Consider the following 20409-nt stretch of genomic DNA (forward strand, 5'->3'; position numbering starts at 1 on the left):
TCTACATCAGGTAGCTGTTGTCGCAACTACCTTTTTCTATTTTCATTTTACAGCTATTTTTTAAAAAAAGTCAACTATGGTATAATAGAGAAGTAGAAAAGTAAAGACGGTAGCTCTAATTTCTGAAAGGGTGGTGATGCCTATGAGGACTTCATCAAAATCGGACAGAAAGGAGGGCAAATTTTGACAGCTTTTGAAGTGGTGCAAACTATTCTAGGTTTTGGCAGTTTTGTCATTGCACTGGTTGGCTTGTGCTATAAACTCTTCAAAGATGACAAAAAATAACCGTCTCAACTTTGGCGAGTTAACGGTTATTTTTTAATAACTTAAAATCAGACACCGTCTTAAACGGTTCTGCTTGGAGTTGGTTTGCAGACCAACTCCTTTTTCTATGCCAATTGTACCTTTATTTCTTAAAAAAGTCAACTGTGGTATAGGAATTGTTTGCATGATACGCAAGAAATACTTGATAATGTTTCCGATCACTCTTAAGGAGGATCATCATGCCTATTACAAAAACTAAAAGTAACACGTATCAATTAAAAGTCTATATCCCATCAGAGCTAAGGAGAAAACTCGGCACTAAGGGAACACACTTTGTCAGACGATACAAGACAAGAAAGGAGGCCAAACTCGCTGAGATTGACCTACTGACCAAGCTCCATCAGCTCGAAACAGGGGAAGCTATCGAACTAACTAGGGACGGAAGCATTCTCTTTTCTGATTTTTATAAGACTGTCTGGTGGGAGGCCTATCAGGCAGGGCAAACAACTTCCACCATCAAGCCAGCCTCTAAGGCAACTATTAGCGGGACAGAAATCGCCTTTAGAAATCTCAAAAATAAATAAGGGTAATTTAGGGCAAATTTTAAAAAAAGTAGCAAAAAAACACCCAAGAAGTAAATTCTTGAGTGCTTTGAAAAGCTGATATATCGCCCTTTCTTAACGTTTTGAGGCACGAAAACAGGTTTTCTGTGCAGCCGTATCTGTAAGCGACGAAAGTCGCAACAGCTACGTCAACTGCCACGCCAATTTAGAAAAAACACTTCCCAAAATTTTGAGAAGTGTTTGATTGGTAAGATAATCTGAATAGACAGATTAACGTTTACTAAATTGACTTGCTTTACGTGCTTTCTTAAGACCTGGTTTTGGGTGACAGAGCTCAAATATCTGTAAAATCCTATTAAATCACACTTTCAAAACTCATCTTCATAAAAATTAAACACTTATGGTCTAATCCTACAAACAATGGATTACCATTAGATTACCAAAAATCAGTTTTCGGAGTTTATGTAATTGAGGAATGTCGGTTACTGTATCCTACTGCTTCCTATCTCTTAGAGGATAGACTAATTTTTCGTTAAAGTATAGTATTGATTTCTGTCATTTTTATTTGCACCATACCAGTCAACCATACCCAATTCTTGTAATTTTTTCATCGTTTTTACAATAAACTTACGACTTCTGCCTGTTAGTTCAAGGCTTTTGCGGTTGTCATTTTATTGCCTGAGTTATACATATAGTGGACAATCAATTGCTCATCGGCATTGAGGTCGCCAAAATCAGAAAACTGCTTTTCTAGACTGTCTCGTGTGCGCAGATGACGACTGACGATGTTATTTTCAAGCGTCAGGACAACCTTGTTTCCAGGTCCTGAATACTTGGGTTCATGAAGAAAGACAGATTCCATCTCAGAATAGATACGCTTTACACCTTCATGCATCTCACGAACCCAACCGAACTCTGTCAAGATTCTAGCAATGCGAGGGTTTCGTGAAAACCCTTCATGCTTGATGTTTTCAACTGTTACAACATTAGGTAATTTCCCTGGACTATGGATTTCTAAACGATCATCAAACATCAATACACGAATGTGATCTCCATAAACCGAGTAATCGCGGTGAGTGACGGCATTGACAACACCGTCAAATAGTGTAACAGTAAAGAAAAAGGAATGACAAGTCACTCCCCATTCTTTAACTATAAGATCTTAATCAATGTCTATTTCTAGTCATCAAAACCAATAAAAGTAATCAAATCATCCTCCTGAATTATTTTAGCAAAATTCATAACTGGTAAGGTATACACAGGGAATTGATTGCCTAAGTTAGTTAATGTAGAAATATAGGTGCGCACATAAGGGTAGAGAATAGCTACAGCATTCTTCCCTAAAACATCTTTTAATTTATTATTTGTTTCAAAATCTTCTGACTGATAGCCATAGATTCCTCTAACAGAAACTTTACAAGTAAAAGGAATGTGTTTTTCTGACCCTTCTTCCAATTCACCTAAGGCAACATTGATGATGACATAGGCTTTTTCTTGAGATTTATCTATACCGATTTCTGCAGAAAACGATACAGGCATACTCAGTTTTTCCTCTGTATTTTCAAATAAATCATTAACCCTGTAATAAGATTCATCAATGACATAATTTTCAAATGATATAACTGCCACTATGCTACCTGCCCTCCAGTTAGTTGATAATCAATAAAACTAGGCATTGTGTTTGAGTATTCTTTTGTTTTTACAGTTGGTTCTGGAAAAATTTTTTTATCAAAAGTTTCTAGTTTGTATTGGCTATTTTTAAATGATTGCATTTCAATTGGGGTCTTTGCATGAGTCTTAATGATCTCAACAATCTCATCAATTGCTTCTTGGGGAAACCAGGAATCAACATCAAGAATTGAATCGTCTAAAATAATATTTTTATATGTCATTACTCTACCTCCTTAGTAGCTTCCCAATTTATTGCATCAGTATTTCTCAAACAAAGTTCTCGACCATTTGGAAAATTAGATAATGTACTTCTTGAACTATAAAAAGGTGTATAGGTGTCTTTCACAACCCCATCAACCTGAATTTTTAGCCCATGCTGAATAAGATACTCTATAAATATACCATCCAAATTAGCTCGCCTCAACGAATTAGTCTCTTTGAAAGTCGTCAAACTCTGTTCTATTTTCTGATATAGCTTATCACGAAGCTTTGCAAATCGTTTAGAGTTCTCCGGCTGGTTAAAATCTAGAATAGAGAGAGTCGTCTCATCAAAGCAAAATTGAATAAGTGCTGTTTTATTCCTATCACTTTTCCATTTCTGTGCGTATTGCTTTGCGCATTTTTTCCCATCAAATTCTAGTAATTCATTGTCCAAAAAAAGATATAATCCTTGACCTAAATCATTCGGTAAACGCTGCCCAGGAGGTATAACTACATCAGATTTTATATAAAACGGTTTAATTTTTACTTCGTTTGTTTGAATAATAGCTTGTGCATTTTGAGGAGTGGTGCCATGATAACCTTCCAACAGTATCTCCTTACAACCTCAATTTACTATTTACTGTAGTAAGCAGAGCTTACTACAGTAAATTATAATATTTTTATTGTATCTTGTCAAAAAAGATACAGATTATTATGACTCTGAATCTCTATCCACAATCATTCCCCCATCTCCTTCACTTTACTTTCAATAAAGGCAATTTCATCATCCGAAAGTCCATATTTTCGATAGAGTTGTGCGTCTATTTCGGCGACTGATTGCGACCAATCAATGTCCGAGTTAGACGCAATTTCTAATCCATTTTACTGATATAAGAATCCATAAATTTTCGATGGCTTTCTTCGTAATGATATTTACTGCACAGATAATCATGAATTTCATCAATTGACTTATCCCATGGAACATCAGATTTATTAGTAAAATTTTGCACTGGAACATATTTCCAAACTGATTTCTTGTTATCTTGAGTGATTTTTAAAATACCTAACAACGTTCTAGCAAAAGGGGTTTTTATGTACTTCAATAATGAATGAGCTTCGTACTCAGTATTAAATGATCCAATAGATAAAAACGTCTGTGTGTGACCCACGAGTGGGGTACCCACGAGTGGGGTCGATAGAACTTCGCCTATCGCCCCACTTCCGTTTGCTTTCGGAAGAAAGACTTTATACTTCTCAAAGTTATCAGGTCCCTTTATATAATCTGCTCTCACAAACTTATTTACTCGCTCATTATTTTGACGTCCAATTATTTCTACATAATTTGAATCCGACTTGATATCTTTGAAAATTTCAGGAAGTTTCTCAAAAATATTTGTTGTGACATCAAATTTATGCCCCCTACTCAATCGAGATTCCAATTGTGGAAATTCTTCGTGTAATTGGCTTGTTAGTTTGTAACTTTCAGGTGCATATACCAATTCACTTAAAGATGAAAAATCTTTATGATGGGTAACTAATCTATACATTTCATTTAATTCATCAAATGGAGTAAATGTTTCAATCGCACCGAAATCTTCGTTTGAATCTCGGTAAGTAACCGCTACACCACCCTTGATGTCTGTATTGGGAAAAACTTCATCTGACTTTTGAGAGAAGTAAATCACTTTAAGATGTTCATCAGCCAGCATTTTTTGATTCCATACTTTTGGAGTCTTTCCTGCATTAAATAGGAAGCGAGCAGGAGTGATCAAGCAGACCTTTTCTGCTATTTGATAAGATAAGTCAATAAAATTATGATAAATAGGATTATCACTTGTTCCTTTCGTTTCTTCTTGGTACGGAGGATTTCCTATCACTACATCAAATTTCACGTTTTCAAATGCCTCCTCGACTAGTTTTTTACCTTGTTCAATATCTGTTTTTAGGGTATCTGTCAGATTCTCAATGTAAGTCACATTGGTTTTGTACTTCCGATAGCCTGTCAGAGTCCGTTCGGTAATGGTTTTTGCCATTGGTGTTTTCGCAATAGCATAGATATTATTCGCTAAAATCTCCTGATAAACTTGGTCAGCTTCAAAACGATTATCATCATTTTCTACCACTCGTTGATAATACAGACTAATAGCGCTATGAAGAGGATAGAGACCAGTCTTCGAGTTGATATCTAAAATTTTAGTTTCTTTCTGATAAATAGATGAGGTAATCTCATTATCTACCCAGTGAAGATTTGACATCGCACCATCTGTCACCGACTCAAAGTTATCATCATAGAAGTTCAAACCGCCTACTGACTTAGATACTTGTAGATTGACCACGCGCCAAGGTGTCAGTACAGTTTCCTTGTCAGGGTTTTTAAAGGTACCAAACAGCTCTGCAATCTGCTCCGCCCGCTCGATGAAGTCCAGATCATCAAATGATTTGGCACGCTGACGGATAATACGACCCGCTTCGATAAAGACCTCAGCATCATAATACTTGGTAATCTCACTAAACATTCCCTTAGTGAAACCTTTTGGCATGAACTCTTTCCACGATTCATCATCCACCTGCTTGATAAAGCCCTGAATGGTGATATCTTTTGATAAATCGACCGCCATACCGTAAATCATCATCGGAATACGGATAGAAACCCCACGCAAAATAGAAATCATGTTTTTCCGTTGCTTCTTAGCTTCTTTTTGTTTTTCGATAACCTCTAGATCTTCCGGGGTCCGCTTAGCTATTGGTTTCTTTTTAGCTTTTTCAGCTTGCTCATACTCTTCAGTTGTCAATCCATTTTCATTGATAACAACTTTCTTAGGTGTTTTTTGACTCTGCGTCTTACCAACGATAGCATTTAGTTTGGTAAACATACTTGCATCATCAGCAGTTAAAGTTAGAAGATTATCATTATAGAGACTGTCGTCTTCGAAACCTGACCGCACTGCCTTTTCAGCATAAACTTTCTTTAGCTGTGTCAACATCCTATCGACATCGTAAGTCTTCATACCATGCTCAGAAGCTCCTAAAATTGGCATAAAGTTTAACAAACGAGCCATAGCTTGCTTTTGCGCTTGCGTATTTTTCTTCCCTACACCTGAGTTAATCTGAGCACTCTCCGCCATGACAGTCAAAGCGCGATCTGGTGCAAAGTCAAAGACATAACAATTGGTCTTCATCCCCAACTTTTCATGGGAAAATGGCGTCTGCGCTCGAAAAGCAGCTTGGAGGTAGTTCATGGCGCTATTGGTATTTGACAAGAACATGACCGCCGTCCACTCTGGAATATTGACCCCTGTTGTCAACTTACGAACAGTCAGAGTAATCGTTTTTGTCTGAGATGGGTCTTGACCAATAGCAGTACGAACTTTCTCTATATCCGCATCGTTAGCAATTCCATCATCACTTTTCGAACCCCTGACGACATTGACGACTTTATACTCTTTTCCAAAAATCGGATGTTCTTTAAGCAAGTCTTCAAAAGCATTAGCTTCCTTAACGCCTGGCATGAGCCAAAGTGTATGGCGCAACTCCTCACGATATGATTTTGTTGAAAATGGATAGTTAGTATTTCTATCAGGGTTGGTGATATTATCTAAGAATTGACGAACTTCTTTCTTATAGACAAGTTTGCCATCCTCTGCCACACGGAAGAACTCTCTAAAGTTGAACGATTTACTCTCATCGGAAAAACGTTCCTTATGTTTCATTTCAAAAGTGTACATCGATACTTTGGGCAAAGTCTCATAAGGATTTGGCTCATTTGGACGTTCTAATTCCCACTTCTTCTTAGCCTGTTGTTCCATGACATAGTCCCAAGTATAGACTTGCTCCTCGTCAAATTGATCCAAAAGATTAAATGGCGTCCCAGATAGTTCTAGTATTTTTGTATGCTCTTTGACCAATTCCTTCATAACGGTGTCACTGAGCTCGGTTTGTGTTCCCTCGTGCGCCTCATCAATGATGATCAAATCCCAATCCACATCCGCAAAATCTTTCAGATTGGTTTGTCCGCCATTGTATCGAAGGAGTTGGATAGAGGCAAAATAGATAAATGGTTTCTCACCTCGCTTCAGGTTTTCAAGCGTTTCTCCTTTATTGACAGAGCCAAAGTCGTAGCCTGCCTCACTCATCTTCATTTTCTTGAAATCATCAAACCAAGAATCTGCCACAACAGGGCGATGTGTCATGATAAGAACTTTTTGAAAGGCTTCATTCTTGACTAATTGCAAGGACGTCAGAGTTTTACCAAAACGCATTTTGGCATTCCAAAGCATCCTATCTTTTTTCTTAAAGACTTTTTGCGTCTGCTCAACAGCTGCGTCTTGTTCAGGGCGCAGTGTGATACCTGGTTCTTCAATAAAGGATTCTTGAGCAGTAATATTTAAGGAATTTCTGCCTTCTTTAACCGCTTTGATGGCAGCCTTAGCGGTCTCTAAATCCGTCTTGAACCACTCGGTTCCTTCCAGTTGTTCAGCCTGTTTAATCCCTGATCGCTTCAAGACATTATGCACATCGTAATCATGAAACCATGATTTGGTTGCCTTTTTATAAGCAAGTTCTACCCAGCCAAGCGTGTAAGGCAAACCAGATGTTTTCATATACTGGTTGATCCGTTTTGGGGCAACTGTTCTCAAAAAGTCACTATTTGGTGACCAATCCGTCTCAATGTCATCCGAAGAAACAGTCCCCTCACCGATTTTTTGCGTGCCTTCAAAAGCGTTAAACAGCCCACTTTCATTATTAACCGTTTGAATATAGATAAACTTCCGCTCAGCCGTGGTGTACATTTCCTGTGCTCGTGGTTCTAAAAACTGACCGATGGCACTGGCTTTAATATCTGGTTCAATATATGTCAGCATGACCCAAGCTAGGATTTCAAAGACTTGTTCCAACGATTTTAAAGCATTTTCTTTAGTCGCATCTTCTGGATTGAGGACATGAGCAGAATTATTCCCCTTGCCCTTGATGTCATAGAAATGATCAATAATAGTCTTATTATCAATAAGACCCCTTATCTCACTTAGCACATCGTTAAAAGTTGCACGTTCACGAATACATAGGTATTCTCTATCAGCAACCAACCTTGCTGTATTTTCAGCAACTTTTCTCACCTTAGTCAGCGTGCCTTCGTAATCCCCATGTGTATAGTTTTCTTCAGCCATGTTAATTGTTCTAAAAAGCTCGGCTGTATCCATATCAATTACCAAAAATTCAAAATTTGAAATCATAGCCTAATCTCCTAGCAAATACACTTTTTGAATAGTTATCTCTTCTATCTTGTCTGTTTTTTCAACAGCTTCATCTTCTATTCTAAATTCATCATCGATATCAGAAAAACTCAGTTGTCCTTCTACGACTGTCCTATCATCTTCAACCTCTTTACCTAAAAGTTCTGATAATGCAAAAGGAATTTTTCTCACCAAACTAGGATGACCTTTGACCATTTGCCACTCATTAAACCAAATAGGCTCTCCTGTAACAGGATGTTGCTGAGTCAAGGTATTTCCCCTCACAATATTTTTATGAATAAGATAGTGCGCTGATCGATAGACATTATTCTTACTATTTAATCTGGTTCTTAAATTTTTCTCATACCAATCTAAATAACAAAGAAACATCCGTGACCGCGCTACTTCTAAATTATCTTCTAAAAACTCTATGCCGTATATAGACGAGAGAGCGACTAGAGATTTCGTTTTCCAATTTCGCTTATCAAACTGTCTGACAACAGCCTCTAACTTTCTCTCTAAAATAGCTTGCAAAAAATTACCATCTCCAGCTGATGGTTCTAAAAAGGTTGCTGATACATTTTCACAGGCTTCTTTAACACCAGGGGTATCCAACATTTTCTGGACCATCCAAGCAGGCGTAAAGACTTCACCATGTTTTTGAACTCGTTGTTTTGATTTGATTAAATTCTCTTTCAAAGTCGACTCCTTGAAACCGTTTATCTTACTTCCTATTATACCATTTTCTATGCCTAGCTCTAGCTATTTATGATATCATCGAAACTCTGTCAAAAATAAAATAACTTAGCTCTCAAAAAAAACGAAGTCAAAGTATAAATAGAGTTCGAATTTCATATACCAAAGATTGTATCTGATACCGACAGACAACCATATTACTAGAAGAATATAAGAAAACCGCAGATAATTTACTGCGGTTCTGTTTACATATTTTGTATTTACTAAACTTCTTTTTGACACTCACCCAAAGTTCTCACAATCCTTCATAAATCTAAGCTCCATCTGATCTAGTTCCATAAAAATCTGTCCTAATACTCAGTACTACTAGTTTTTTTACTGAACATCTCTTGCAACAAACAAGGTTATGGTTTACTGCATTCTAAGAAGATTTAGAAAGAGAAAAAATTTCTCTCAAAGATTATTTACTCTTTCTATCTTACCTTCTTTTTAGGAGACCGAAAATCTGAATCTTATGCATTGCAATGGAAACACATTGACTTTGAAAAATCTCAAATTCAGTTAATACAGGCACTAGACAGATACGGTGATACGAAAGCAACCAAAGAGAACAAGAAAACAACCTTTGCTATTTCAGCTGACTTACTTCAACTTCTCCAGAATTGGAAAAAACAACAAAGACAAGAACTTGCAAAGTTTGGAATCATTACAAATCCTAAACAGTTCGTCTTCACTTATATAGATACCAAAGGAAACATCAATAAACCTCTACACGCAGATTATCTTAACAATAAGATGCGAACAGTTAAAAATCGTCACCCACTTTTGACACACGCAACACCTCACAAGTTACGCCATACTGGTGCAACTCTTGCCAAGCAAGCAGGTATGAGCTTAGAAGCTATTTCAGAAGCTCTAACACATAGTGATACCATCACCACTAAAACTTACGTCAACACCAACAACGTAGTTCCAATGGCAGTTGGAGAAATTGCCTTCCGTAACCTTAAAAATAATGGTGTGAATTTTGCTAAAAATCACTTAAAAAACACCCCATGGTGTGAACCATGAAGTGCTTTGAAAAGCTGATATATCGCCCTTTCTTAACGTTTTGAGGCACGAAAACAATGTTTTTCGTGCAGCCGTATCTGTAAGCAACTAAAATCGCAACAGCTACATCAACTGCTGCGTTAATTTAGCCAAAAAACACCTCTCGAAATCGAAAGGTGTTTGATTTGTACAATAATCTGAGCAAACAGATTAACGTTTTGAGAATTGTGAAGCCTTGCGGGCTTTTTTGAGACCTGGTTTTTTCCGTTCAACCATACGAGCGTCACGTGTAAGAAGTCCTGCGCGTTTAAGAGCGTCGCGGAAGTCTGGGTCTACTTGAAGAAGGGCACGCGCGATTCCGTGACGGATAGCGCCTGCTTGACCTGCATAACCACCACCAACAACGTTAACCAAAACATCATAGCTGCCTTCAGTTGATGTTACGGCAAATGGTTGGTTGATGACAAGACGAAGGTCTGCGTGTGGGATGTACTCTTCTACATCTTTTTTGTTAACAGTGATTTGACCAGTACCTGGAACCAAGCGAACGCGTGCAACTGCGTTTTTACGGCGTCCTGTACCTGCATATTGTGCTTGTGCCATAGCTTATATTACTCCTTTCCTCTTAGATAAGTCCTGAGATGTCAAGTACTTCTGGTTGTTGAGCAGCATGAGTGTGCTCACTACCTGCAAAGACCTTGAGTTTCATCCCTTGAGCGCGTCCAAGAGTGTTGTGTGGAAGCATACCTTTAACTGATTTTTCAATCAAACGAACTGGGTTTTTCGCACGCAATTGACCAGCAGTGATTTGCTTCAATCCACCTGGATACATAGAGTGAGTGTAGTAGATCTTATCTGTTGCTTTTTTACCAGTCAATTTCACTTTTTCAGCATTGATGACGATGACAAAGTCACCTGTATCAGTGTGTGGTGTGAAAGTTGGTTTGTTCTTACCGCGAAGAACGCTAGCAACTACTGCTGAAAGGCGTCCAAGAGGTACATCAGTGGCATCAACCACGTACCATTTACGTTCAACTTCACCTGGCTTAGCCATGTATGTTGTTTTGTTCATGATTTCTCCTATACGAATCGTTTTTGTTTACAAGGTGGATGTTCCGGTCCACGGGTTATTTGAAGGGTTCCGGGGCCTTTCAAATGGGGTAAACAATACCGTATTCTATATTACCAAAAATAAGCCTTTGTCGTCAAGTCTTTTTACTTGATTTTACTAAATTTTTCCCCATCATTCTTCTGGCCAAAAGAGATCATCTAGGGTCTTATCCAAAGCCTGACAAATGGCAATGCAGAGCTTGACGGTAGGGTTATAATCCCCTTTTTCCACAGCTAAGATGGTTTGTCTTGAGACTCCAACTAAGTCTGCCAAGCCTTGCTGGGACAAATCCTTGCTAGCCCTAGCTGCTTTGAGACGCAAATTTTTCATCTAACCCTCCTTTGTCAGCTGCTTTTCTTTATAAAACCGAGCTGCTAGAATAATAGCGGAGCCTAGACCTAGAAAAAGAAGAAAGCTACCATGGCTAGGACGCCAGTCAAAGTCACCATCTGAGATACCTTTTCCTACTGCTGCCAAAGGAAAAATGACACTAAGCCATATGAGAGATTTGGTGTTTTTATCTAAGACGCCATGGAAAATTTTATAGAGATTAAAGACCACCAAAGCTAGAACTCCCCAAAACGCTATAAAAGTTGACAGGTAAACCATTGATAAGTGACAACGATCGCCTGTTGCACCGAGGACAAAAACTCCCGTAAAAATAACATAGAAGGCACAGGTGTAAGCCTGATTGGCAATCTGCAACTCTCTCATCATATTGCTTCTCTTGCTGCTCTCTCTTAACAAACAAAACGAGCATAGCTACACCAATCATTAACAACCCAAAAATCATCTGCATCCCCTTCTTTCTACCAACTTAGTCCTCTTCTTTAACCAAATATTTATCCCAGATATAACGGCTAATGAAAGCCAAGCCCAGTATCAAAAAGAACAGGCCACCAATCCATCCCAACCCTCTGCCATAGTGGCTATCCAAAAGAGATGACCAAGACAAGTGTGTTCCTTGATAAATCAAGATAGAGCCACCTAGGGCAAGGTAAATGCCACCAAGAATAACACGCTGTAGGTTTCCACCTTTGGACCAACGGGACAAGTCAACCCCTTTCTTGATAAGATAGAGATACCAAAAGGACAAACAGGCAAAGATAATTATCTGCAAAACCATGCGACTGATTCCAAAGTCCATCCAAACACTTTGAGTAATACTATAAACAAATACCAAACCAAAGAGTAGCCAAAAAGCATGCTTATAACCCTTGTACTGAATTAAAAGCTGACGTTCATCATAATAGTCATAGTCGCTTTGTTTTCTTTTTTCTACCATACCTTCATCTCCTTTTCCGCATTGTAAGTAATCGCTTTTAAATAGCCAATAACCACCAAAAATACATCTTGCCCGTCTTTTCTTGCTTTGACCTCCACTTCTTTATGCTTTTATTGTAATCTTATGATTACTTTTTGTTAAGTATAGTTTACAAAAATTGATTTATTTTATCAACACGCCTCAAACACCAATTAACCACACTCAGTCAGTTTGTGGTATAATAAAGGTTATGGATAAATTAGTTAAATCAATCGCCGAATCTGGTTTTTTCAGGGCATTTGTCCTAGATGCCACCAAAACCGTCCAAACGGCTCAAGACAAACATCACACCCTTTCTAGTTCAACCGTCGCTCTAGGACGTGCTTTGATTGCCAACCTAATCTTGGCTAGCAACCAAAAGGGAGAAAGCAAGGTGACCCTAAAAATCATCGGCAATAGCTCTTTTGGTCATATCATCTCTGTTGCCAGCAACAAGGGAGAGGTCAAAGGCTACATTCAAAACACGGGCGTTGACATCAAAAAAACAGCGACAGGTGAAGTCCTAGTCGGCCCTTTCATGGGACAGGGGCATTTTATCTCCATCGTAGACTATGGCATCGGCAATCCCTATACCTCAACTACTCCGCTCATCTCAGGTGAGATTGGTGAAGACTTGGCCTACTACCTCACAGAAAGCGAGCAAACTCCTTCTGCTGTTGGACTCAATGTGCTTTTGGATGACAAGGATCAGGTCAAGGTAGCTGGCGGTTTCATGCTCCAAGTCCTCCCTGGAGCTTCTGAAGAGGAGATTGCTCGTTATGAAAAGCGTGTACAAGACATGCCAGCCCTCTCCCAACTCCTACAAGAAGAAAATCCGACACAGGCTATTTTAGCTGCCCTTTACGGCGAAGAAAGCTACAAAATTTTAGCAGAAGAACCTCTTTCTTTCCACTGTGATTGCTCAAGAGAACGCTTTGAAGCAGCCCTTTTGACCCTTCCTAAGGCTGATTTGCAAGCCATGAAAGACGAAGATCACGGAGCTGAGATTACCTGCCAGTTCTGCGGCACTCCCTACACCTTTACAGAAAGCGATTTGGAGGACTTGATTCATGACCAAGCTTAATTCTTCTTTTTTCATCGGAAATGTGGAGATTCCCCACAGGACTGTCCTAGCGCCTATGGCTGGGGTGACCAACTCTGCTTTTAGGACCATCGCCAAAGAATTTGGAGCAGGTCTTGTGGTCATGGAGATGGTCTCTGATAAGGGAATTCAATACAATAACGAAAAAACCCTACATATGCTACATATCGACGAGGGAGAGCACCCTGTTTCCATCCAACTTTTTGGGAGCGATGGTGATAGCCTAGCACGCGCTGCTGAATTCATTCAAACCCATACCACAACAGATATTGTGGACATCAACATGGGCTGTCCCGTTAATAAAGTGGTCAAAAACGAGGCGGGTGCCAAGTGGCTCAAAGATCCAGAAAAAATCTATCAAGTGGTCAAGACCGTCAAGTCTGTCCTTGATATTCCCCTCACCCTCAAGATGCGCACCGGCTGGAGCGATAGTAGCCTTGCCGTTGAAAATGCCTTAGCCGCAGAAAGTGCTGGAGTGGCTGCCCTTGCCATGCATGGTCGGACCCGTGAACAGATGTACACTGGAACCTGTGATCACGAAACCTTGGCTCGTGTCGCTAAGGCGGTCACACAGATTCCCTTCATCGCCAATGGAGACATCCGCTCTGTCCAAGATGCCAAACTCATGATTGAAGAAATTGGAGCCGATGCTGTCATGATTGGACGTGCTGCCATGAACAATCCTTATATCTTCACTCAAATCAACCACTTCTTTGAGACAGGTGAGGTCTTACCTGATCTGCCTTTTGAAAAGAAACTTGACATTGCTCACGAACACCTCAAACGCTTAGTCGCCCTAAAAGGCGAACACATTGCGGTACGAGAGTTCAGAGGCCTAGCTCCCCACTATCTCAGAGGGACTTCTGGAGCAGCAAAAATTCGCGGAGCCGTCTCACGAGCTGAAAGCCTAGCTGAAGTCGAGGAGCTCTTTAACAGCATCCGCGTTTAAGCTAAGGTTAAGCGAGGAAGGGTATACTACTATCATCCTAAATATATTTCTTTTTCATAAATCTCCTAAACACCTGCCAACTCGATTGGGAGGTGTTTTTTTGACAAGGGCAGTAGCTGATGGACGACCGACATCATAGATGCCTATCCATATCCCTCTCTTTGATCAATCTCCCAAAGTCTTTTCTGATCTCGTCGTCGAAAGGAACTTTTTTTATGTGGAAAATAAACTTGAAAAAATAAGAAAAGATAAGTTTCTTTTAAGGTAGGCACGTTATACTAATAGCATCCTAAATATATTTCTTTTTCATAAATCTCCTAAATACCTGCCAACTCGATTGGGAGGTGTTTTTTTGACAAGGGCAGTAGCTGATGGAACACTTCTTCGCCTAGATTAGGTTCGAACCATTCTCATCAGCCTTGCCGGGAGGTGGACAACGACATCAAAGATGTCTGTCCATCTCCCTCTTTTTCATAAATCTCCTAAATTCCTCTAAGCAACTAGGATAGGGGAATTTTTTGATAGAAAAAATAGGAAAAGATAAGGTTCTTTTAAGAAAGAAAAGATATACTACTTTCATCCTAAATATATTTCTTTTTCATAAATCTCCTAAACACCTGCCAACTCGATTGGGAGGTGTTTTTTTGACAAGGGCAGTAGCTGATGGAACACTTCTTCGCCTAGATTAGGTTCGAACCATTCTCATCAGCCTTGCCGGGAGGTGGACAACGCCATCAAAGATGTCTGTCCATCTCCCTCTTTTTCATAAATCTCCTAAATTCCTCTAAGCAACTATGACAGGGGAATTTTTTTGCATCTTTTCTTTACCCTTATTTTATGTTATACTAACCAAAAAACAAAAAGGAGAATTTATGTCAGCAATTACTGCTAAGCGGGTGTCCAACTATGAGTTGTTCTACGACCTTGTCTTTGTCATTGCTACCTCTAGCATGACCCACCTGCTCCATGTCAAAGAACTAAGTTTAAGGGCTTTACTGACCTTTATCACTGCTAACTTTATCATCATGGCCATTTGGATCAATGAAACCTTTTATATGAACCGCTACGGAGAGAGGGATCACATTGATATTTACACCATTATCCCTGGGATGTTTATCATCGGGCAAATCGCAGCCAACTTTGGCTTACGGTATGAGCCTATCGCCCTGCCTTTTGCCTTTTATATTGGTCTGTCTTATGCGTTAGTTTCTCTGCAGTACTATCTCAGAGGAAAGCGAATGGGCACTTTTCCTGCTGACCTTAAGTGGTCGCTTGGCTTTAATCTCGCCATGACCGGTGTCTTTGCCTTATCCATGCTAGCTATTTCGATTGGTTTTTGGCGATTTGACGAGTGGTCTTTGATCATCTTTTTACTACCTGCCTATGCGCCTCTTCTCATCAATCGTTATGACCATCGCTTGGTCAATTTCCCTCATATTGTGGAACGCTGCCAGCTGATTACCATCATCACCTTTGGGGAAAGTGTGGTCGCAATCTTAAACGAATACAAGGGAAACCTCCTCATCACTGGCTTACTCTTCTTTGTCGGAATGAGCTTTCTCTTTGTATCCTATATCACCCAAGCCCACCTCAATATCAATCACCATCAAGCGACCAAGACTCATTTAATCTTTTATGCCCATAACATTTTAATTTTAGGGCTTAATTTCTTTACCGTTGGGTTAGAACTCCTGCCCTATCTGAGTCCAAAATTGGGCTTTAACCTCTTTTTACTAGGGATTTTCCTCTTTTACGCAGGGCTATTAGCAACGACACCCTATAACAAAGAACGCTATCAGCTCAAGACCAAGCACTGGGTCATCTATATTTCTAGCTTCATCCTCATGGGATTTTGCCTATACCTCGTAAGAAATAACCTCTTTTATCTAGCTTTGGTCTTTGCCATCACACCTTTTCTAGTCAATCAAATCCATCTGGTTCGCTTCTTGCGTGCGCAAAACCAAGAACTCAGTGACCTCATGGAGGGCACTTGGACCAAAAAACTCTATCAAGGTTGGGAGAAGCGAAATAAAAAATAAGGAATAGGTGAATACCTATTCCTTATTTTTCGTCTTCGGTAACATCAAACGTCAACTGACCTTTTTTGATACCAATTTTTAGCAGCATACCTTCTTTGAGTTGTTCAGATAAGATCAGCTCTGCCAAGCGATCCTCGACCTGTGTTTGAATCGTACGACGCAATGGTCTTGCGCCCATCTCCACATCATAGCCATCCTTAGCCAGATATTTAAGGGCAGATGGCTGCACCTTGAGGCGGATATTTTGCTCCAAGAGTTGCTTTTCAAGCGGTTTTAACATCAACTTCGCAATTTGTTCAATCTCTGCTTCTTTCAAGCTATGGAAAACGACCTTCTCATCAATCCGATTGAGAAACTCTGGACGATAAGCTTTTTTCAATTCTTCTAAGATACGACTAGCCATAGCCTTATCATCTGACGAGTGACTGATGCCAAAGCCAACTATCTTTTCATCTCGAAAAGCAGTAGCACCGATATTGCTGGTCATGATAATCAAGGTATTGGAAAAATCAACCTGACGACCGCGACTGTCGGTCAAAATTCCATCATCTAGAACTTGCAAGAGCAGATTAAAGACATCTGGGTGCGCTTTTTCAATCTCATCAAAGAGTAAGACCGCATAAGGCTTGTTTTTGACTTTTTCGGTCAATTCTCCCCCTTCATCATATCCTACATACCCAGGAGGAGCACCATTGAGACGACTTGCAGCGAACTTCTCCATATACTCACTCATGTCAAAGCGAAGAAGGGCTGACTCATCATCAAACAAGACTTCGGCAAGAGCCTTAGCCAGCTCAGTTTTTCCCACTCCTGTTGGTCCCAAGAACATAAAGGAGCCAATCGGACGTTTGCCTGTACGAATACCAGACTGATTGCGACGAATAGCCCGTGAAACAGCTGAGACCGCTTCGTCTTGACCGATTACACGTTTATGCAGTTCTTTTTCAAGGTTGAGGTAGCGCTTGTTATCTGCTTGAGAAAGTTTTTGAACTGGGATACCAGACATGCGACTAAGCGTTGCCAGCAAATCTTCCTTGGTTACGGTGATGGCTTTTGGATGCGCTTTTTGCGTTTCTTTTTTCAAAAGACGCTTGGCCAAGCGACTATCACCTTCCATCAGCGCCACATCAAGAGGGGTCAATTCTTCTTGTGCTTCTTTTTTCATCAAAAGCTGAACCGCAGCACTGGTTTCATCAATCAAATCCAAAGCTGAATCTGGCAGACGCTTGCTGGTTAAATAGCGGTGAGCTAACTTGACCGCTGTTTTCAAAACATCATCAGACAATTCCACCCTGTGATAGGCTTCATACCCTTTTTTAGCCCCTTTTAAAATGGCATAGGCTTCTTCAACACTGGGCTCTTCTAGAGTAATCTTAGCAAAACGTCTGCTAAGGGCCGCATCTTTTTCAATGTGCTTTTGATATTCTTCTTGAGTCGTTGCACCAAGCAAACGCAAACGACCACGAGCCAAAGCAGGCTTTAGAATATTAGCGGCATCCAGCGTGCTATCCATGCCACTACCTGAGCCAATGATGGTGTGAAGTTCATCAATGAAGAGGATGATTTTACCATCTTCTTCAACATCTGAGATGATTTTATTCATCCGCTCTTCAAAATCCCCACGAAAACGCGTTCCTGCAAGAACCGTCATCATGTCTAGCTCTAAAACCCTAAAGTCCTTCAACTCATAAGGAATTTCACCACTAGCGATGCGCTCTGCTAGTCCATAAGCCAAGGCGGTTTTTCCGACCCCAGCATCGCCTACCAAGACAGGATTATTCTTGGTCTTACGACTCAACACACGAATCATCCGTGTGATTTCCTCATCCCTACCAATAACGGGCTCTAGCTCTCCTTTTTCTGCACGAGCGCTCAAATCTCTGGTAAAGTCTGCAAGATCACCCACCTGGCTGCCCGGTGGCTTCATCATGTCTGAAAATTGATTGCTCTTCGTTTGCTTGGGACGGGTCAACTCATGGATATTCTTGACATCCTCTTTGGTCATCCCAGCATGGCGTTCCAAGGTTCTACGTAGCTCTAAAAAGCGAACGCCGTCCCCTTCTTCTGCGTGCTGAAAGCCAACTAATTCCAAAATCCGCATGGCAACATTGTCTCTACTCAACAAAATGGCTTCTAGCACATGCTCTGTTCCAATCTCATCAGAATTTGTCACTTGACTGATAGCTTCAGCATAAGCCATCAAGCGCTCTAGACCTTGCGAGCGCCCCTTAAATGAAAACTCTTCTGGAACTTCAACCGGATCTTTTCCCATAGCAAGAATAGCTGCGTCTTGATAAGATTCCAGCGGAAAATCCTGCTCAAACTCTAAAAATGTCAAGCCAGCAATGGACTGATCGCCTACGACTAAAGCTAGCAAGAGGTGCCAACTTTCCAAATAAGGACTCTCAAAGCCTGCGGCAATAAATTGACTCAGGGCAAAGGCTTCCTGTAATTTACTTGAATTTTGCTTCATACTAACATCCTTTTCTATCTAAGCGTTGTAACAATTTGAGCAACATATTGGCTCTGATATGAGCAGCATCTGCTCCCAAGACATCATCTGTACTCATGGCTAGCATCAAATTGCCCTCACGTTCACTTATAACCCCTTCGTCAAACAAATATTGCACCATATCTGAAAACACTGTCTGACTGACCGTCTCTCCGACATTAGCCATGAGATTGCCAAGGAGCTGATGATGGTCAGAAAACGAAATTTTGACGATCCGAATATAACCGCCACCCCCTCGTTTGCTCTCAACCGAATAGCCGCGGCTTTCGGTAAAACGCGTCTTGATGACGTAGTTAATCTGACTAGGTACGACTTGAAAAAAATCGGCTAAACTCGAACGCTTAATCTCGGCAAAGCCTGACTGAGCCAAAATCTCTTTGATATATTCTTCAATATTATCCGATGTATTTTTTGTTGGCATAGCTCTCGCTGTTCCTTTCTCTTTTTTGACTGTCTCTATCTTGCTCTAAAATAAAAAAGAGGCTAACTTGACCTTTATTGACTATTATATCATATTTTCAAGACTTACGCCAAGGATGAGGATACAATCCTAAAAAGAAAAAAGTTGAGAATTTTTCTCAACTTTCATCTCTATTAGTTATTTAGGGCTGCCGCCATTGTTGCAGCAACTTCTGATTCAAAATCGTTGGCTTTCTTCTCGATACCTTCACCCACTTCAAAGCGGACAAATGCTTCAACTTTAGCCCCAACAGAATCAAGGAACGCTTCTACAGTCTTGCTGTCGTCCATGATGTAAACTTGAGCAAGAAGGGTGTATTGTTGGTCAACTTTCGTGTTGTCAAGCATGAAGCGATCCATCTTACCTGGGATGATCTTGTCCCAGATTTTTTCTGGTTTGCCTTCTGCTTGAAGTTCAGCCTTGATGTCTGCTTCAGCTTGTGCAATCACTTCATCTGTCAACTGACCTTTTGATCCATACTTAAGAAGTGGAAGAGCTGGTTTATCAACCATAGCACGGCTTTCGTTATCTTGCTCGATCTTATGGTTCATTTGAGCCAATTCATCGTGGATGAACTCTGGATCAAGTTCTGTATAAGAAAGCACTTTTGGATTCATCGCAGCGATGTGCATAGACACTTGCTTAGCAAGGGCTTCGTCACCACCTTCGATAACGGCAACAACACCGATACGACCACCATTGTGTTGGTAAGCACCAAAGACTTGCTCATCAGTTTTTTCAACAATCGCAAAACGACGGAAGTCGATTTTTTCACCGATAGTTGCTGTTGCTTCAACATAAGCATCTTCAAGAGTCAAGCCTGAGCCAAGAGTCACTTTAAGGGCTTCATCGTTATTAGCTGGTTTTGCTTCTGCAAGTGCTTTAGCTGTTTCGTTTACGAGTTCAACGAATTGAGCGTTTTTCGCTACAAAGTCTGTTTCTGCATTCACTTCAACAAGCGCAGCCACGTTTCCTGCCACATAGATACCTGTCAAACCTTCTGCAGCGACACGGTCAGCTTTTTTAGCTGCCTTAGCCATTCCTTTTTCACGAAGCAATTCGACTGCTTTTTCGATGTCACCTTCTACTTCAACCAAGGCTTTTTTAGCGTCCATAACGCCAGCACCGGTTTTTTCACGCAATTCTTTTACAAGAGCCGCTGTAATGTTTGCCATTTTTATTCCTCCACTAAAAATAAAAAAGGGAAGGGCTAAGCCCGCCCCTTAGGATAGTTGGTTTTAACCTTTTGGATTAACG

The 20409-nt window shown here is 40.3% G+C and carries 18 protein-coding genes and 2 pseudogenes; 6 read left to right on the forward strand and 14 right to left on the reverse strand.

Translation table 11 applies throughout. From position 1 onward, the window contains the following. Positions 1-153 precede the first annotated feature (153 nt). Both ACZ49W_RS07645 and ACZ49W_RS07650 read left to right on the forward strand, forming a co-directional pair. Positions 154-285, forward strand: coding sequence for a putative holin-like toxin (locus ACZ49W_RS07645; RefSeq protein WP_464814977.1), 132 nt, complete (start codon positions 154-156; stop codon positions 283-285). 218 nt (positions 286-503) lie between these two features. After that, entirely contained in the window at positions 504-848 is a 345-nt protein-coding gene (locus tag ACZ49W_RS07650; protein WP_464814713.1) for a hypothetical protein, read from the forward strand. A 500-nt stretch (positions 849-1348) separates the two neighbouring features. Here the strand turns inward: ACZ49W_RS07650 and ACZ49W_RS07655 are convergent. The 6 genes and pseudogenes from ACZ49W_RS07655 to ACZ49W_RS07680 form a co-directional block, all read right to left on the reverse strand. Beyond that, positions 1349-1929 (reverse strand): annotated as a pseudogene (locus ACZ49W_RS07655) (ATP-binding protein); the annotation flags it as partial. 77 nt (positions 1930-2006) lie between these two features. Next, entirely contained in the window at positions 2007-2456 is a 450-nt protein-coding gene (locus tag ACZ49W_RS07660; protein WP_464814714.1) for a protein-export chaperone SecB, read from the reverse strand. Beyond that, positions 2456-2719 (reverse strand): hypothetical protein, encoded by a 264-nt coding sequence (locus tag ACZ49W_RS07665; protein ID WP_464814715.1) that lies wholly within the window; start codon positions 2717-2719, stop codon positions 2456-2458. Before ACZ49W_RS07665 ends, ACZ49W_RS07660 begins: the two co-directional genes overlap by 1 nt. Next, positions 2719-3306 carry a hypothetical protein gene (locus tag ACZ49W_RS07670; protein WP_464814716.1) on the reverse strand — a complete coding sequence of 196 codons (588 nt, stop codon included), beginning with the start codon at positions 3304-3306 and terminating at the stop codon, positions 2719-2721. Before ACZ49W_RS07670 ends, ACZ49W_RS07665 begins: the two co-directional genes overlap by 1 nt. Positions 3307-3571: 265 nt before the next feature. Then, on the reverse strand, positions 3572-7930 hold the full coding sequence (locus ACZ49W_RS07675; protein WP_464814717.1) for an Eco57I restriction-modification methylase domain-containing protein: 4359 nt from the start codon (positions 7928-7930) through the stop codon (positions 3572-3574). 3 nt (positions 7931-7933) lie between these two features. Then, on the reverse strand, positions 7934-8629 hold the full coding sequence (locus tag ACZ49W_RS07680; protein ID WP_464814718.1) for a DNA methyltransferase family protein: 696 nt from the start codon (positions 8627-8629) through the stop codon (positions 7934-7936). Between the two features lie 392 nt (positions 8630-9021). On the opposite strand from ACZ49W_RS07680, the pseudogene ACZ49W_RS07685 reads away from it, so the two are divergent. Then, positions 9022-9697 (forward strand): annotated as a pseudogene (locus ACZ49W_RS07685) (tyrosine-type recombinase/integrase); the annotation flags it as partial. A 189-nt stretch (positions 9698-9886) separates the two neighbouring features. Here ACZ49W_RS07685 and rpsI read toward each other — a convergent pair. The 5 genes from rpsI to ACZ49W_RS07710 all read right to left on the reverse strand — a co-directional run bounded on the left by rpsI (position 9887) and on the right by ACZ49W_RS07710 (position 12072). Beyond that, positions 9887-10279: a 30S ribosomal protein S9 gene (rpsI, locus tag ACZ49W_RS07690; RefSeq protein ID WP_464814719.1), complete on the reverse strand. Its 393-nt coding sequence runs from the start codon at positions 10277-10279 to the stop codon at positions 9887-9889. A gap of 22 nt (positions 10280-10301) precedes the next feature. Beyond that, positions 10302-10748, reverse strand: coding sequence for a 50S ribosomal protein L13 (gene rplM, locus ACZ49W_RS07695; protein WP_464814720.1), 447 nt, complete (start codon positions 10746-10748; stop codon positions 10302-10304). Between the two features lie 171 nt (positions 10749-10919). Further along, complete coding sequence (locus ACZ49W_RS07700; protein ID WP_464814721.1) at positions 10920-11117, reverse strand: helix-turn-helix transcriptional regulator; 198 nt, start codon at positions 11115-11117, stop codon at positions 10920-10922. Then, positions 11118-11504, reverse strand: a complete 387-nt coding sequence (locus ACZ49W_RS07705; RefSeq protein ID WP_464814722.1) for a hypothetical protein — start codon at positions 11502-11504, stop codon at positions 11118-11120. A 100-nt stretch (positions 11505-11604) separates the two neighbouring features. Further along, positions 11605-12072, reverse strand: coding sequence for a DUF6773 family protein (locus tag ACZ49W_RS07710; RefSeq protein WP_464814723.1), 468 nt, complete (start codon positions 12070-12072; stop codon positions 11605-11607). A gap of 229 nt (positions 12073-12301) precedes the next feature. Between ACZ49W_RS07710 and hslO the strand changes: the two genes are divergently transcribed. The 3 genes from hslO to ACZ49W_RS07725 all read left to right on the forward strand — a co-directional run bounded on the left by hslO (position 12302) and on the right by ACZ49W_RS07725 (position 16180). Then, positions 12302-13174: an Hsp33 family molecular chaperone HslO gene (gene hslO / locus ACZ49W_RS07715; RefSeq protein ID WP_464814724.1), complete on the forward strand. Its 873-nt coding sequence runs from the start codon at positions 12302-12304 to the stop codon at positions 13172-13174. Then, on the forward strand, positions 13161-14141 hold the full coding sequence (gene dusB, locus ACZ49W_RS07720; RefSeq protein ID WP_464814725.1) for a tRNA dihydrouridine synthase DusB: 981 nt from the start codon (positions 13161-13163) through the stop codon (positions 14139-14141). The genes hslO and dusB overlap by 14 nt, the downstream gene beginning before the upstream one ends. Positions 14142-15013: 872 nt before the next feature. Then, complete coding sequence (locus tag ACZ49W_RS07725; RefSeq protein ID WP_464814726.1) at positions 15014-16180, forward strand: low temperature requirement protein A; 1167 nt, start codon at positions 15014-15016, stop codon at positions 16178-16180. A 22-nt stretch (positions 16181-16202) separates the two neighbouring features. Here ACZ49W_RS07725 and ACZ49W_RS07730 read toward each other — a convergent pair whose 3' ends face one another. From ACZ49W_RS07730 to tsf, 3 genes are all read right to left on the reverse strand, one after another. After that, positions 16203-18653, reverse strand: a complete 2451-nt coding sequence (locus tag ACZ49W_RS07730) for an ATP-dependent Clp protease ATP-binding subunit (protein WP_464814727.1) — start codon at positions 18651-18653, stop codon at positions 16203-16205. A gap of 1 nt (position 18654) precedes the next feature. Beyond that, on the reverse strand, positions 18655-19113 hold the full coding sequence (locus tag ACZ49W_RS07735) for a CtsR family transcriptional regulator (protein WP_464814728.1): 459 nt from the start codon (positions 19111-19113) through the stop codon (positions 18655-18657). Positions 19114-19286: 173 nt separating this feature from the next. Further along, on the reverse strand, positions 19287-20327 hold the full coding sequence (gene tsf / locus ACZ49W_RS07740) for a translation elongation factor Ts (protein WP_464814729.1): 1041 nt from the start codon (positions 20325-20327) through the stop codon (positions 19287-19289). Positions 20328-20409 lie beyond the last annotated feature (82 nt).

Source organism: Streptococcus sp. STR1/CE/0325, assembly GCF_055386095.1.

Bases quoted from the DNA above. Each gene is read 5' to 3' on its own strand.
- ACZ49W_RS07650 (WP_464814713.1), top strand. From the start codon at position 504: ATGCCTATTACAAAAACTAAAAGTAACACGTATCAATTAAAAGTCTAT.
- ACZ49W_RS07665 (WP_464814715.1), bottom strand. From the start codon at position 2,719: ATGACATATAAAAATATTATTTTAGACGATTCAATTCTTGATGTTGAT.
- ACZ49W_RS07675 (WP_464814717.1), bottom strand. From the start codon at position 7,930: ATGATTTCAAATTTTGAATTTTTGGTAATTGATATGGATACAGCCGAG.
- rpsI (WP_464814719.1), bottom strand. From the start codon at position 10,279: ATGGCACAAGCACAATATGCAGGTACAGGACGCCGTAAAAACGCAGTT.
- rplM (WP_464814720.1), bottom strand. From the start codon at position 10,748: ATGAACAAAACAACATACATGGCTAAGCCAGGTGAAGTTGAACGTAAA.
- ACZ49W_RS07700 (WP_464814721.1), bottom strand. From the start codon at position 11,117: ATGAAAAATTTGCGTCTCAAAGCAGCTAGGGCTAGCAAGGATTTGTCC.
- ACZ49W_RS07705 (WP_464814722.1), bottom strand. From the start codon at position 11,504: ATGATGAGAGAGTTGCAGATTGCCAATCAGGCTTACACCTGTGCCTTC.
- ACZ49W_RS07710 (WP_464814723.1), bottom strand. From the start codon at position 12,072: ATGGTAGAAAAAAGAAAACAAAGCGACTATGACTATTATGATGAACGT.
- hslO (WP_464814724.1), top strand. From the start codon at position 12,302: ATGGATAAATTAGTTAAATCAATCGCCGAATCTGGTTTTTTCAGGGCA.
- dusB (WP_464814725.1), top strand. From the start codon at position 13,161: ATGACCAAGCTTAATTCTTCTTTTTTCATCGGAAATGTGGAGATTCCC.
- ACZ49W_RS07725 (WP_464814726.1), top strand. From the start codon at position 15,014: ATGTCAGCAATTACTGCTAAGCGGGTGTCCAACTATGAGTTGTTCTAC.
- ACZ49W_RS07730 (WP_464814727.1), bottom strand. From the start codon at position 18,653: ATGAAGCAAAATTCAAGTAAATTACAGGAAGCCTTTGCCCTGAGTCAA.
- ACZ49W_RS07735 (WP_464814728.1), bottom strand. From the start codon at position 19,113: ATGCCAACAAAAAATACATCGGATAATATTGAAGAATATATCAAAGAG.
- tsf (WP_464814729.1), bottom strand. From the start codon at position 20,327: ATGGCAAACATTACAGCGGCTCTTGTAAAAGAATTGCGTGAAAAAACC.